The sequence below is a fragment of the Oerskovia enterophila genome (assembly GCF_001692445.1).
In the GTDB taxonomy this organism is placed as follows: domain Bacteria; phylum Actinomycetota; class Actinomycetes; order Actinomycetales; family Cellulomonadaceae; genus Oerskovia; species Oerskovia enterophila.
This window is the reverse complement of sequence record NZ_MAQA01000014.1, coordinates 31577-44577: the sequence shown is the minus strand read 5'-3', so window position 1 is coordinate 44577 and position 13001 is coordinate 31577. Positions and strand designations below refer to the sequence as shown.

Annotated in this window: 12 protein-coding genes; 3 read left to right on the top strand and 9 right to left on the bottom strand. The window is 74.1% G+C overall.

Annotated elements, in window-relative coordinates:
• Nucleotides 1-7 precede the first annotated feature (7 nt).
• The 3 genes from OERS_RS07645 to sigE are packed head-to-tail and all read right to left on the bottom strand — an operon-like array spanning nt 8 to nt 3485.
• Nucleotides 8-1864, bottom strand: coding sequence for a S1C family serine protease (locus OERS_RS07645; RefSeq protein WP_083201303.1), 1857 nt, complete (start codon nt 1862-1864; stop codon nt 8-10).
• Entirely contained in the window at nt 1861-2859 is a 999-nt protein-coding gene (locus OERS_RS07640) for an anti-sigma factor family protein (RefSeq protein WP_068625333.1), read from the bottom strand. The genes OERS_RS07645 and OERS_RS07640 overlap by 4 nt, the downstream gene beginning before the upstream one ends.
• Nucleotides 2856-3485: an RNA polymerase sigma factor SigE gene (sigE, locus tag OERS_RS07635; RefSeq protein WP_231907597.1), complete on the bottom strand. Its 630-nt coding sequence runs from the start codon at nt 3483-3485 to the stop codon at nt 2856-2858. Before sigE ends, OERS_RS07640 begins: the two co-directional genes overlap by 4 nt.
• Before the next feature lie 227 nt (nt 3486-3712).
• Here sigE and OERS_RS07630 point away from each other — a divergent pair, with 227 nt between their 5' ends.
• Nucleotides 3713-4363 (top strand): O-methyltransferase, encoded by a 651-nt coding sequence (locus OERS_RS07630; RefSeq protein ID WP_369800608.1) that lies wholly within the window; start codon nt 3713-3715, stop codon nt 4361-4363.
• A 124-nt stretch (nt 4364-4487) separates the two neighbouring features.
• Here OERS_RS07630 and OERS_RS07625 read toward each other — a convergent pair whose 3' ends face one another.
• The 6 genes from OERS_RS07625 to dapE form a co-directional block, all read right to left on the bottom strand.
• Entirely contained in the window at nt 4488-6113 is a 1626-nt protein-coding gene (locus OERS_RS07625; protein ID WP_248948452.1) for a leucyl aminopeptidase family protein, read from the bottom strand.
• Nucleotides 6114-6119: 6 nt separating this feature from the next.
• Nucleotides 6120-6287, bottom strand: a complete 168-nt coding sequence (locus OERS_RS07620; RefSeq protein WP_064506638.1) for a DUF3117 domain-containing protein — start codon at nt 6285-6287, stop codon at nt 6120-6122.
• A gap of 161 nt (nt 6288-6448) precedes the next feature.
• Nucleotides 6449-7780, bottom strand: a complete 1332-nt coding sequence (locus OERS_RS07615; protein WP_139107745.1) for a hypothetical protein — start codon at nt 7778-7780, stop codon at nt 6449-6451.
• 14 nt (nt 7781-7794) lie between these two features.
• A complete protein-coding gene (folP, locus tag OERS_RS07610; protein ID WP_248948450.1) occupies nt 7795-8685 on the bottom strand; it encodes a dihydropteroate synthase in 891 nt (296 codons plus the stop codon).
• Between the two features lie 134 nt (nt 8686-8819).
• Nucleotides 8820-9638: an LOG family protein gene (locus OERS_RS07605; protein WP_068625332.1), complete on the bottom strand. Its 819-nt coding sequence runs from the start codon at nt 9636-9638 to the stop codon at nt 8820-8822.
• Between the two features lie 42 nt (nt 9639-9680).
• Complete coding sequence (gene dapE / locus OERS_RS07600) at nt 9681-10787, bottom strand: succinyl-diaminopimelate desuccinylase (protein WP_068625356.1); 1107 nt, start codon at nt 10785-10787, stop codon at nt 9681-9683.
• A gap of 110 nt (nt 10788-10897) precedes the next feature.
• Here dapE and dapD point away from each other — a divergent pair, with 110 nt between their 5' ends.
• Together dapD and OERS_RS07590 are read left to right on the top strand one after the other, a co-directional pair.
• Complete coding sequence (gene dapD, locus OERS_RS07595) at nt 10898-11881, top strand: 2,3,4,5-tetrahydropyridine-2,6-dicarboxylate N-succinyltransferase (RefSeq protein WP_068625331.1); 984 nt, start codon at nt 10898-10900, stop codon at nt 11879-11881.
• Between the two features lies 1 nt (nt 11882).
• A complete protein-coding gene (locus OERS_RS07590; protein ID WP_248948448.1) occupies nt 11883-12893 on the top strand; it encodes a hypothetical protein in 1011 nt (336 codons plus the stop codon).
• Nucleotides 12894-13001: the final 108 nt, after the last annotated feature.

Sequence of the window (13001 nt, the reverse complement as noted above, 5' to 3'; positions counted from 1 at the left end):
GGTCAGACTACTCGCTCGTGGCTTCGTCGAGCACAACGCGGACGTCGCGCTCGGCGTCGCCCGTGCGCACGCGCAGCGTCACGGTGTCTCCGGGGGCCTTCGCGCGGATCGCCACGATGAGCTCGTCGCTCAGGCTCACGGGCCTCCCGTCGATCGCGAGGATGACGTCCCCGGCCTGGATCCCGGCCTCGTCCGCCGGACCGCCCGCGGTCACGGGCGACTGCCCGCCCTGCGGTTCGGTCGTGACCTGGACGCCCTCGCCCTGGTAGCGCGAGTCGAGCAGGACCCCGATCACGGGGTACGTGGCGGTGCCCTTCTCGATCAGCTCCTCGGCCGTCCGCCTGGCCTGGTCGGAGGGGATCGCGAACCCGAGGCCGATGCTGCCCGTCGCGCCACCCGTCCCGGGCGGCTGCGCGATCGCGGAGTTCACGCCCACGACCTCGCCCGCTCCGTTCACCAGCGGGCCGCCCGAGTTCCCCGGGTTGATGGCCGCATCCGTCTGGATCGCGTTGATGAACGCGGTCTCGGCCGAGTCGCCTGCCGCGACGGGACGGTTCAGCGCACTGACGATCCCGGTCGTGACGGTCCCGTTGAGCCCGAGCGGGGCACCGATCGCGACGACGGGGTCCCCCACGACCACGGCGTCCGAGTCGCCCAGCACGAGCGGTGTCAGACCGGCCTCGTCGACCTTGACGACCGCGAGGTCGTAGTCCGCGGTGCGACCGACGATCGTGGCCGGACGCTCGCTGCCGTCCGCGAAGAGCACCGTGACCTTGCCGCCGTCCGCGCCACCGGCGACCACGTGGTTGTTGGTGAGGATGTAGCCGTCCTCACGGATCACGAAGCCCGAGCCCGTCGAGATCCCGTCCGCGCCCTCGACCTGCAGCGACACGACGCTCGGCAGCACGGTCGCCGCGATCGCCGCGACCGAGCCCGCGGGACGCTCTGCCTCGGGGGCCGTCCCCGCGAGCGGGAGCGACGCGCTGACCGGGCGACGCTGGGTGCCGTCGACGATCCGGTCGGCCGCGATGCCACCGACCGCCCCCGCCACGAGGGCGAGCGCAGCGATGCCGGCGACCGCGCCGGCACCGATGCGGCGACGGGGCTTCTGCGCGGGCGGCGGGGGCGGGGCCCCCCACGGCTCGACGGGCGTCGTGGAGCCGTGCGGGTCGGGCTCTCCGGGCAGGCTGCCCGCTCCCTGATACGCCGGCTGCGGCGGGGTGGTTCCGTGCTGCGCGGGCCCGCCCGGCGTGGCCGTGGCGTGCTGGTACGCGGCGGCGTACGGGTGCTGCCCGGCCGGTGGCTGCGGGGCATATCCGGGAAGGCCGGGGCGGGCGACGGGCAGTGTGCCCAGGGGCGCTCCGTACGGGCGCGTGTCGTGCGGACCGGGCGGAGGCACGGGGCCGGGAGCTGCGGGGCGCGCACCCGGCGCGACGGGGCTCAGGGGTGCGGTCGTCGTGGACCGGAACGCCGACGGCGGAGCGAAGGGGTTGGGAGCGGCCGGAGGCTGCGTGGGGGCCGGGCGAGGCACCGGTACCTCCTCGGTGCGCTGCTCTCCCACGGGTGTGGGTGTCTGCTCCGAAGAGGCGCCGGGCGCCAGGGCCGACGGCTCACCGCCTGGCTCGCGCTCCGACGCGGGAGCGTCCGGTGCCACGACTGCCGTCTGCGCCTCGACCGTCGACCGCCCCGAGGGGCCCTCGGGGGCGTCGGCCTGCGAGGTCGACGCCCGCTCGGGCGACGACGGAGCAGCCTCGACCGTGGCGGGGTCGCTCGCGGTCTCGGGGGCCTGCGAGGGCGATGGCGCGTGAGGCTGCGCAGCGGGCTGCGGCTCGGCGGGGTCCAGCGCTGAGTCGTGTGCGGTCATGGGGTGCCCAAGGCTCCTGTCATGGTCGTCCAGCCCCGGGAGATGCGGGCCGGGACCCCCGCGTCGAAGTCGTGCGCGGGGAACGTCGCCACGAACGAGGCGAGGACGTCCTTGCTCACCTCTGCCACGACGTCGATCACCGTGTCCCCAGCCTGCCACACCAGGTGGGGCGGCTCGTCGGACAGGACGTAGACGGCGCGCCCCTCGAAGCCCTCGGAGCGCGAGAGGCTCGACGTGTCGAGCCGACCGACCTGCTCGCGGACCACGATGGTCCCCTCGGGGCCCGTGAGGTCCACACGGAGCACGTCGCGCTCGGGCCCGACGAGCTGGACCGAGGTGACGTCGAACCCGTCGAGGATCCCCGTCGGGCTCGTCCATCCGTGCTCGGCCATCCAGGCGAGCGCGGTCGAGTCCGCGAGGTCCACGCTGCTGGCACCGTCCCCGGCGCCCGCGGCGTCCGAGACCTCCGGCAGGACGGGGACGAGGGCCACCTCGGTGGCCCCTGCCGCCGTGGCACCGCCGGCCTCTGCCAGCACCGTCAGCGGCGACGCCACGTGCCGGTCCGGCACCACGACGGGACGGTCACCGAGCGTGAAGAGCGCGACGGCCAGCACGGCGACCCCGCTCGATGCCGCGACGAGCACGCGACGCGAGCGGCGTCGTCGGGCATGGGCAGCGATGTCTCCCGTGAGCGCGCAGCTCAGCGCCCCCGCCTCGGGAGCGGGCGCCCACGGGTCGCGCGCCGCCGGCCCCTTGCGCAACGGGTCGCCCTCGGCGTCGGGGATCTGTGCCGAGAGCGCGAGGAGCCGGGAGGTGAGGTCGGTCGTCGGCAGGACGTCCCGCGCGCACGACAGGCGCTTGCGGACCGCACGCGCGACCGCGAGCTCGGCGGCGCACTGGTCACATCCCGCGACGTGCGTCAGCGCCCGCTCACGCGTCGCGGGCGGGAGCTGGTCGTCGGCCAGCGCGCTGATGAGGGTCCCGAGGTGCGTCATGGTCCCCCCGGTGCGGTGCGGGTCCCGAGTGCCGTCAGCTCGTCGACCGCGACGTCCCCGGACGGTGCACCGTCCGTGGCGGCGCGCTCGGACGGGTCACGGTGCGGAAGGGCCGCACGCAGCTGCGAGCGCGCGCGGTGGATGCGCGAACGCACCGTGCCGAGCTTGATGCCCAGGGTGACCGCGATCTCCTCGTAGCTCAGCCCCTCGATGTCGCACAGCACGACCGCCGCCCTGTACTCGGGCGACAGGGCGTCGAGCGCACGCTGGACGTCGTGGTCGAGGTTCGTGTGCTCGTACCCGCGCTCCGGGTGCGTCATCTCCCCCGTGGCCGCGTACTGGGCCGAGTCCTCGCCCATGGCCTCCATGCGGATGCGCTGCTTGCGACGTACCTGGTCCAGGAACAGGTTCGTGGTGATGCGGTGCAGCCACCCCTCGAACGTCCCCGGGGTGTAGCTCGACAGCGACCGGAAGACGCGGATGAACGTCTCCTGGGTCAGGTCCTCGGCGTCGTGCTGGTTCCCGGTCAGGCGGTACGCCAGCCGGTACACGCGCGCGGAGTGCTCCCGCACGATCTGGTCCCACGAGGGGGGCGTCCAGGGCTGGGCACTCACGTCACTGCTCACACGGTCCATTGTCCCCGTACAACGCGGTGCGTCGCGCATCCGTTCCCGACGTCGCACGGACGTGCGCACCACGTCCACGAAACCTCCCCGGGACGTGGGCGCATCCAGCGCCACGGAGCCCGCGGGCCGGTACGATCGCCTCACCTGCACCGCGCAGGACGGCAGCACCGCAGCAGTCCGTCCGGGGTTCCCCGGAGGCGCGCGGTGCCCGAGACCAGGAGGGCCCTATCACCACCGACATCGGCCGGACCAACGCCAAGGCGTCGAGCTGGACCTACTGCGAGGAGTTCGTGCCGGAGGACGACGTCCTCCTGCGCGCTCGCGAGCGTGCCGCCGAGCTGGGTTGCCCCGCCGTCCTGCCAGGCGTGGGAGCAGTGCTCCAGGCCCTCGCGGCCGCCCTGGGCGCCCGCTCGGTCGTCGAGATCGGCACCGGCACGGGAGTCGCGTCGCTCTGGCTCCTGCGCGGGATGCCCGAGGACGGCGTCCTGACGACCATCGACGTCGAGGTCGAGCACCAGCGTGCCGCCAAGGACGCGTTCGCCGAGGCCGGGATCCGCGCCACCAGGACCCGGACGATCCCCGGCCGTGCGAGCGACGTCCTGCCCCGCCTCACCGACGGCGCGTACGACCTGGTCCTCGTCGGCGCCGACCGTCACAGCTACCCCGAGTACGTAGAGCAGGCACTGCGTCTCCTGCGTCCGGGCGGCATCGTCGCGGTCGACGGCGCGCTCGTCGGCGACCGCGTGGCGGACCCTGCCCGGCGCGACGAGATCACCACGATCGTGCGCGAGGTCGGTCGCTCGCTGCGCGCCGACGACCGCGTCCTGCCCGCACTCATCCCGAGCGGCGACGGACTGCTCCTCGGCGTGCGCCGGTAGCGCACCGTCGCCTCCCGCGGCGCTCCGCACGCAGCCGCGCGAGCGTGAGCACGACGAGGGCCCCTCACCCGCCGAACGGGTGAGGGGCCCTCGTCATGTGCCCGGCAGGTCGCCGGTGCCGGCCTCAGCGGAGGTCGGTGAGGTACCGGAGCAGCAGGCGCGCCCCGTACCCCGTCGCCCCCTCGGTGACCTCGTGCCGCGACGACGTCGCCCGTGCCGGGCCGGCGATGTCGAGGTGGACCCAGGGCAGCCCTCCCGTGAACTCCCGCAGGAAGAGCGCAGCCGTGATGGATCCGCCACCCCCGGCCTCGAGCGGCACGTGCCGCAGGTCCGCGACGGTCGATCGCAGCGCGGACGTGTAGTCCTCGACGAGCGGCATGTGCCAGACCCGTTCACCCGTCGCGGCTGCGGCGGCCTCGAGGCCGGTCACGAGCTCGGGAGCGGTCGCGTAGAGCGCCGCGTGGCCCCGCCCGAGCCCGATGCTCGCTGCTCCGGTCAGGGTCGCGACGTCGATCAGCAGGTCCGGCGCGAGCTCGGCGATCGCATAGCCGAGAGCGTCCGCGAGGACCAGTCGCCCCTCGGCGTCGGTGTTCGCGACCTCGACCGTGCGTCCCGAGTAGGTACGCAGCACGTCCCCGGGACGGTAGGAGTCCGCGCCGAAGTGGTTCTCGGCGAGCGGGAGGACCGCGGTGACCTGGTGCCGCACACCGGCCTCTGCCGCGCCGAGCACCACGGCCAGCGCGACGGCGGCCCCCGCCATGTCCGTCTTCATGGGCACCATGGCCTCGCGCGGCTTGATCGAGAGCCCGCCGGTGTCGTACGTGATGCCCTTGCCGACGAGGACCACGTGCTGCTCGGCGTCCTCCGGCACGTAGGTGACCGTCACGAGCCGGGGAGGGCTCGCCGAGGCAGCACCCACGGCCAGGAGACCGCCGAAACCCTTCGCCGCGAGCTCGCGCGGACCGAGGACCTCGGTCTCGAGGCCGGCGGCACCCGCGAGGCCGGTCGCCTGCTGGGCGAACCAGGCCGGGTCCTTGATGTTGGACGGGGTGTTCGACAGGTCGCGCACGAGCCAGGTCGCGCTCGCCGCGATCCGAGCAGCGAGGATCTGCTGCTCGGCTCCCTCTCCGAGGAGGACGAGCTGTTCGGCGGCCGCGTGCGGGTCCGGGGCGGGCCCGCGCACCTTGCGGCTCGGGGCGAGCCCGCCGAAGCGTGGCGTGCGGTAGGCCGCGAGCAGGTACCCCTCGACGAACGCCGTGACGCCGCTGGGGGTGGCGTCGGCCGTCGCGGCGCTCACGACGCGCTCGAGACCCCGCGTCGCCCCGGCCAGCGCCGCTCCCGCACGCCGGAGCTCGAGGTCGGAGCCTGCGCCGATACCGAGCAGAACGATCGTGGACGGGAGACCCGCCCAGGGCAGCGGGTTGGCCGCTCCGGCGTGCGTGCGCGGCAGGTCGACGGTCGTGACCTCGCCGGCCGCGCCCCGGAAGCTCGAGCCTCCGGAGCGGTCGGCCAGCTCTGCGAGATCGATCCCGTAGCGCGCGGCCGCGTCCACGGTCCCCGCACGCGGCTGCAGCCCGTCCTCCTCCTCGAGAGGAGGGGCCACGGCCACCACGAGGGCCGAGACCGCGTCGTCCGTCAGGAACGGGCAGTCCAGGACGGTCCCCGGCGTCTCGACCACCTCGGGGAGGTGGCGGGGAGCTCCCCCGACAGGAGGAAGGTCCAGGAGCGGCTGTGCGTCGCGCGCGGTCAAGGCGTCTCAGCCCACGACGGCTTGGAGCGCCTCGCCCAGCTCGCTGGCCTCGGTCGCGTTGAGCTCCACCACGAGTCGACCGCCACCCTCGAGCGGGACACGCATGACGATGCCGCGGCCCTCCTTGGTGACCTCGAGCGGGCCATCCCCCGTACGCGGCTTCATCGCAGCCATTGTGGGCTCTCCATTCCGTAGTCCAGTACTGCTGTGGTCGGCGCCCCGGCAGGGTGGCAGCACGTCACCGCGCCGACCGCCCGAGGACGCCCGTGCACCATTCTAGTTCACCCGTGCGACACGCCGTCGCGGCAAATGCGCAGATCGTGACCTGGTTGCCGCTAGGGCGGCCATCCGCTCGGCGGGGTGAGCCTCCACAGGCCCCAGACCCACCAGGCCTGCCCCGCGACGCACGCTACGACGCACCCCCAGAACCACCACCGCGACCGGGTCCACCCGAGCGTCACGGCTCCGAGCGGGAACGCGAGCAGGAGGAACCGGACCAGGCTCGTCCAGGGCTCGATCACGGCGACGAGGTATCCCAGGTAGGCGAGCGGCCACACCTGGAGCTCAGGGCCGAGCCGGCGCGCGACGGGGCTCAGGCCCACCGCGGCCACGGCGGCCAGGACCGCCACGAGGACCCAGGGGCCGGCGCTGCCGAAGAGCATCTGCGAGACCTGGACCCAGGGCACGAACGGGACGACCGGTCCGGTCCCACGCCAGGCCTCCTGCGTCAGGAAGTAGGCGTCGGGCCGACCGGTCACCAGGCCGCACAGGACCTGCCACACGAGTCCGCTGAGCACCGTGACGACGAGGAGCCCCCCGATGCGGGCGACGTCGCGCCAGGGCACCGCCACAGGACCAGCACCCGGCTCCAGCCCGACCACGCGCCTGGCGCGCCACCACACCCTCCCCCGGACCACCGCGTGCCACGCGACGACCAGGGCGAGCGGCAGCGCGACGGCACGGCTGAAGCCGAGCAGCACGACCACGAGCCCCGCCCACTCGTAGCGGCGCGCCCACACCAGGTACAGCGCGCCGGCGATCAGCAGGAGCGCGAGGGCCTCGGTGTAGGCCACCTGGAGCACGACCGACGAGGGGAAGACGCTCACGAGCGCGACCGTGGCGAGCGGGAGGCCCGGACGGCGCGCCACGGCGAGGCGACCGGCCCGCTCGACCAGGCGGTGGATCACGAGCATCGCCCCGGCGCCGCACAGCAGCGCCACGGTCGGTGCGACGACGTCCCATCCCAGGCCGGTGACCTGCTGCACGGCCCGCACCAGGAAGGGGAAGAGCGGGTAGAACGCCCAGACGTTCTGCTGCACCCGCCCGTCGCCCCCTACGGGCAGCTCGGCGGGGTACCCGTTCTCGGCGATCTGCTGGTACCAGGACGCGTCCCACATCCGCCCCGTCCACGCGGAGTACGACGGCGCCGCGTCGGTCCAGAGGTTGGCCTCCTGCGAGCGCGCGACGACCAGGAGGATCACCGCGGTGACGAGCCGCGCCGCAGCGTAGACCGCGAGCACCTGCACCCACCACGTCCACCGTGCGGGCGCCCGGAGGACTGCCAGGAGCGCGGAGTCCCGCCCGGACCGTGCGGCGTCGCCCCCGGTCGGTGGGGCCGGCGCCCTGGCCCCGGGCCGGGTCGCGCGCTCGTCGCCGGGTCGCTGCACCGCGGCAGGCTCGCTCACGCGAGCCCGCGCAGCGCGACCGCCGGTGGCGCGTCGCCCCGGATCGCGGCCACGGTGTCCAGCGTCCGCCGTGTGGCCGCCACGTCGTGGGCGCGGAAGACCCGGGCGCCGAGCCACGCGGCGACTGCCGTCGCGGCGAGCGTCCCCTCGAGCCGCTCGTCGGCCGGGAGATCGAGCGTCTCGCCCACGAAGTCCTTGCGGGACAGCGCCATGAGCAGCGGGAAGCCGAGACCCGCGAGCGCCTGGGTCCGGCGTACGAGGTGCAGCGAGTGCCACGTGTTCTTGCCGAAGTCGTGCGTCGGGTCGACGAGCACCGAGGCCGCGGGCACCCCGCACGCGACCGCACGCGCGGCAGCCGCGGTGAGGGTCGCGACGACGTCCTGCACGACGGCGTCGCGAGGGTCGTCCGGCCGGGTCGCCGCGCCGTCGTCCTCGTGGGAGCGGTAGGCGACCCGGAACGGGTCCGTCCGCGGCGTGGCGCCGCCCGTGTGGGAGCACACGACCCCGACGCCGAGCTCACCCGCGACCTCGACCAGGCGTGGGTCGTGCCCTGCCCAGGTGTCGTTGATGAGGTCCGCACCGGCCAGCGCCGCCTCGCGCGCGACCTCGGCTCGCCAGGTGTCGACGCTCACGAGGAGGTCGGGGAAGTCGGCCCGCACCCGTTCGACGAAGGGCACGACCCGACGGATCTCCTCGGCCGGTGTGACCTCGGGCCCGGTCCCGGCACGCACTCCCCCGACGTCGACGATCGCCGCGCCCTCGGACCACGCTCGCGCGACGGCCTCGAGCGCGGCGCCGTCGTCGAGCTGTCGCGCGGGCGCGTAGAACGAGTCCGTCGTCCGGTTGACGATCGCCATGACCACGGGGCGCACGGGGCGACCTGGCACGCTCTCGTCGACCCCCACCTCCCGCCCCCGCAGGACGAGCGGAGCGCACTGCGGGGGAACCGGCGCGAGGGGTCCGGTCGAGGACGTGTCGTCGCCGGCCCCCGGGCCTCCCGACGCCGGGGTCGCGGCGCCGGTCACCGGTCGCCGGCAGCCCGCTGCTGGGCCGCCGCGGTCTCCTCGACGGACTCCCGTTCCTCGGCGCGGAGCTCCGCGCCCCGCTCGCACACGTACTCGACGGCCTCGGCCGGGTCGTCGCACAGGTACAGCAGGTCGAGGTCGTGCGCGCTGATCATGCCGCGCCCGGCCACGGTCGTCCGTGCCCAGTCGAGCAGGCCCTGCCAGTACTCGGTGTCCACGAGCGCGATGGGGAACTCGGTGACCTTGTGCGTCTGGACCAGGGTCAGCGCCTCGAAGAGCTCGTCGAACGTGCCGAACCCGCCCGGCAGGACCACGAAGCCCTGCGCGTACTTGACGAACATGGTCTTGCGGGCGAAGAAGTACCGGAAGTTCACGCCGAGGTTGACGTACTTGTTCATGCCCTGCTCGAACGGGAGCTCGATCCCGAGGCCGATCGACAGACCGCCCGCCTCGTTGGCACCCTTGTTCGCGGCCTCCATGATCCCGGGGCCACCACCCGTGATGACCGCGAGGTCGCGCTCGGCGAGGAGTCGGCCGACCTGCTCGGCCAGCGCGTAGTCCGGGTGGTCGGGACTCGTGCGCGCCGATCCGAAGACCGACACCGCCGGGCCGACCTCGGCGAGGGCTCCGAAGCCCTCGACGAACTCGCTCTGGATCCTCATGACCCGCCACGGGTCGCTGTGCACCCAGTCCGCGCTGCCGGCGGTGTCCAGGAGGCGCTGGTCGGTCGTCTGCTGGGGGATCTGCTCGCCCCGCAGCAGCACCGGCCCCTTGCGGTAGCCGGTGCCTGCCTGGGGAACTCCGTCGTCGCTCATGCTCTCGAGCCTAAGCGTTCACAGGACCCGTGGCGGGGACGATCAGCGGGTGAGCCACGCGTGCAGCGCGTCGTGGCACAGCGCGAGGTGCCCGACCGGGCAGCGCTCGTCGTCCTTGTGCGCGAGCAGCGGGTCGCCGGGGCCGAAGTTCACGGCCGGGACCCCCAGCTCCGCGAAGCGCGCCACGTCGGTCCAGCCGTACTTGGGCGCCGGCCGGCCGCCCGTGAGGCTCAGCACCGTCTCGGCGAAGTCGGCGGCGATCGGGTCGTCGAGCCCGGGGCGCGCACCGGGGGCGGCGTCGGTGACGACCACCTCGAATCCGGAGAAGAGGTCGCGGACGTGCGCCTCGGCGTCGGGCAGCGAGCGCGAGGGCGCGAAGCGGTAGTTGACCGTGACCACGCACTCGTCCGGGATGACGTTCCCCGCGATGCCGCCGCAGATGCCGACCGCGTTCATGCCCTCGCGGTAGACGAGCCCCTCGACCTCGATCGACGCGGGCTCGTAGGCCGCGAGGCGGTCGAGCACGACCGACGCCGAGTGGATCGCGTTGGACCCCATCCACGCCCGCGCCGAGTGCGCCGTGACCCCGGGGACGCGGACCTCGACCCGCAGCGTCCCGTTGCAGCCGCCCTCGATGCCCGCGGCCGTGGGCTCGCCGAGGATCGCGAAGTCGCCCTGGAGGAGCTCGGGGTGGTTGCGGGCCAGGCGTCCCAGACCGTTGAGGTCGGACGCGACCTCCTCGAGGTCGTAGAAGACCCACGTGACGTCCTGGTTGGGCGAGGTCAGCGAGGCCGCGAGCGCGAGCTGGATCGCGACCCCACCCTTCATGTCGACCGTGCCGCGCCCCCAGACCTCGGCCTGGGCACCCTCGCCGACCACGCGGGTGGGCAGGTTCGGCGGGTCGGTGAGCGGGACCGTGTCGATGTGCCCGGCGATCACGACGCGGCGCGAGCGCCCGAGGTGCGTGCGGGCGACGATCGCGTTGCCGTCACGCACGACGTCCAGGTGCGCGAGCGGTCGCAGCGCGGCCTCGACCGCGTCGGCCAGAGCCCGCTCGTCCCCGCTCACGGACGGCACGTCGCACACCGCGCGGAAGAGCGCGGTGAGGTCGCCGTCGAGGTCGAGCCGGATCACCGGTACCGACGACACCGGCGGTGCGGTCTGGTCGGAGGACTGGTCGGGAGTCTCGTCGCTGGTCACACGCAGACCCTACCCGGACAGTTCACCCCCCGGCCTGGAGTGACGGATAGGGTGAAGGCATGACTTCAGCGACTCCCACCGGCGCCGCAACGGGCCCCCGCACCGCCTGGGCCTTCGGCCTCGCCACCGTGACCGACGAGGGCGCCGTCCTCGACGTCTGGTACCCGTCCCCCGTGCTCGGGGAGGCCCCCTCGGACGAGACCGTCCCCGCGTCGCTCGACGCGCTGACCGAGCACGACGAGGCACGCCGCGTGGACGTCGTGGTCGTGCGCACCGTGATCGACCTGGACGCCGCACCGTCGGGCGCGGCGGACGCCTACCTGCGCCTCCACCTGCTCTCGCACCGCCTCGTGGCCCCCCACGGCCTCAACCTCGACGGCGTGTTCGGCGCCCTCGCCAACGTCGTCTGGACCAACCACGGCCCCTGCGCGGTCGAGGGCTTCGAGGAGACGCGCCTGCGCCTGCGCGCCGCGACGGGCCAGCCGGTGCAGGTCCTCGGGGTCGACAAGTTCCCCCGCATGGTCGACTACGTGGTCCCCTCGGGCGTGCGCATCGCCGACGCCGACCGCGTGCGCCTGGGCGCGCACCTTGCCGCGGGCACGACCGTCATGCACGAGGGCTTCGTGAACTTCAACGCCGGCACCCTCGGCACCTCGATGGTCGAGGGCCGCATCTCGGCCGGCGTGGTCGTGGGCGACGGGTCGGACATCGGCGGCGGCGCGTCCATCATGGGCACGCTCTCGGGCGGTGGCCGCGAGATCATCTCGATCGGCCAGCGCTCGCTCCTCGGCGCCAACGCCGGGCTGGGCATCCCGCTCGGCGACGACTGCGTCGTCGAGTCCGGGCTCTACGTGACTGCGGGCACCAAGGTCACCCTCGTGGGACGCAGCGGTCCCGACGGCGGGCCCGTGGTCGTCAAGGCCCGCGACCTGTCGGGCCAGGACAACCTCCTCTTCCGCCGCAACTCCCTCACGGGCGGTGTCGAGGCGGTCTCGCGCACGGGCGTCGGGATCGAGCTCAACGCCGCGCTGCACGCGAACTGACATGTCCTCCGTCTTCGGCGCCCCGGGCCACCAGGGCGCCCCGTCCGCTCCTGGGCAGGAGGGCACGAGCCTCCACGCCCAGGGGCGCGACGTCCGCAGGCGTCGGCGCCGCCCGCTGCGCCTCGCCGTCACGGTCGTGACCGTCCTCGCGGTCGCGAGCGCCGGGGTCGTCATCGCGCTCAACCGGCTGACCGACCACACACCCGTCGCCGAGCGCTGCTCGGCCGAGGCCGACGGGCAGGCCTGGCACCTCTCCCCTGCCCAGGCTGACAACGCCGCCCTGATCGCCGTCACGACGGTGCGTCGCGGCATGCCCGCACGTGCCGCGACGATCGGCCTCGCGACGGCGCTGCAGGAGTCGCGGCTGCTCAACATCGACTACGGCGACCGCGACTCGATCGGGCTGTTCCAGCAGCGCCCGTCCCAGGGCTGGGGAACCGTCGAGCAGATCATGGACCCCGTCTACTCGACCACGGCGTTCTACGACGGCCTCGACGCGGTGGACGGCTACGAGGACCTCCCGGTGACGGTCGCGGCCCAGACCGTGCAGCGTTCCGGCTTCCCCGACGCCTACGCGCAGCACGAGTCCAGGTCGCGCGCGTGGGCCTCGGCCCTGACGGGCAACTCCGAGGGCACCCTCTCGTGCGAGCTCGTCGCGGTCGACCCGGCCACGCTCGTGAGCGTCGAGGACTCGAACGAGGCGCTGAGGGCGCGCGTCGTGCGCGACCTCGGAGACCTGCCGGTCACGGTCGAGGGAGCGAGCACCGTGGTGGACACCGCGCCGCTCACGGGAGTCGCGTCGGAGGCCCGCCGGACCGGGTGGGCCGTCGCCCAGTGGGCCGTCGCGAGCGCCGACGCGACGGACGTCGTCCGGGTGGACGTCGGTGACAGCACCTGGACCCGCGAGGACCCCGTGTGGACGCCGTCGGGCGACCTGCCTCCGGACGAGGCCGGCGATGCCCTCCCGGTCGGCCAGGTGCGGGTCACGGTCGCCACGGCCGACGAGGCGTGACCCCTCGCGCGCAGCGACCGTCAGGGCTGAGCGGTCGCGCTCCCTCCTACCGAGCACTTCCCGCACGCGACGACGGCGCCCCGCACCGAAAGGTGCGGGGCGCCGTCG

Bases quoted from the DNA above. Each gene is read 5' to 3' on its own strand.
- OERS_RS07620 (WP_064506638.1), bottom strand. From the start codon at position 6,287: ATGGCTGCGATGAAGCCGCGTACGGGGGATGGCCCGCTCGAGGTCACC.
- OERS_RS07605 (WP_068625332.1), bottom strand. From the start codon at position 9,638: ATGAGCGACGACGGAGTTCCCCAGGCAGGCACCGGCTACCGCAAGGGG.
- dapD (WP_068625331.1), top strand. From the start codon at position 10,898: ATGACTTCAGCGACTCCCACCGGCGCCGCAACGGGCCCCCGCACCGCC.
- OERS_RS07645 (WP_083201303.1), bottom strand. From the start codon at position 1,864: ATGACCGCACACGACTCAGCGCTGGACCCCGCCGAGCCGCAGCCCGCT.
- OERS_RS07640 (WP_068625333.1), bottom strand. From the start codon at position 2,859: ATGACGCACCTCGGGACCCTCATCAGCGCGCTGGCCGACGACCAGCTC.
- OERS_RS07590 (WP_248948448.1), top strand. From the start codon at position 11,883: ATGTCCTCCGTCTTCGGCGCCCCGGGCCACCAGGGCGCCCCGTCCGCT.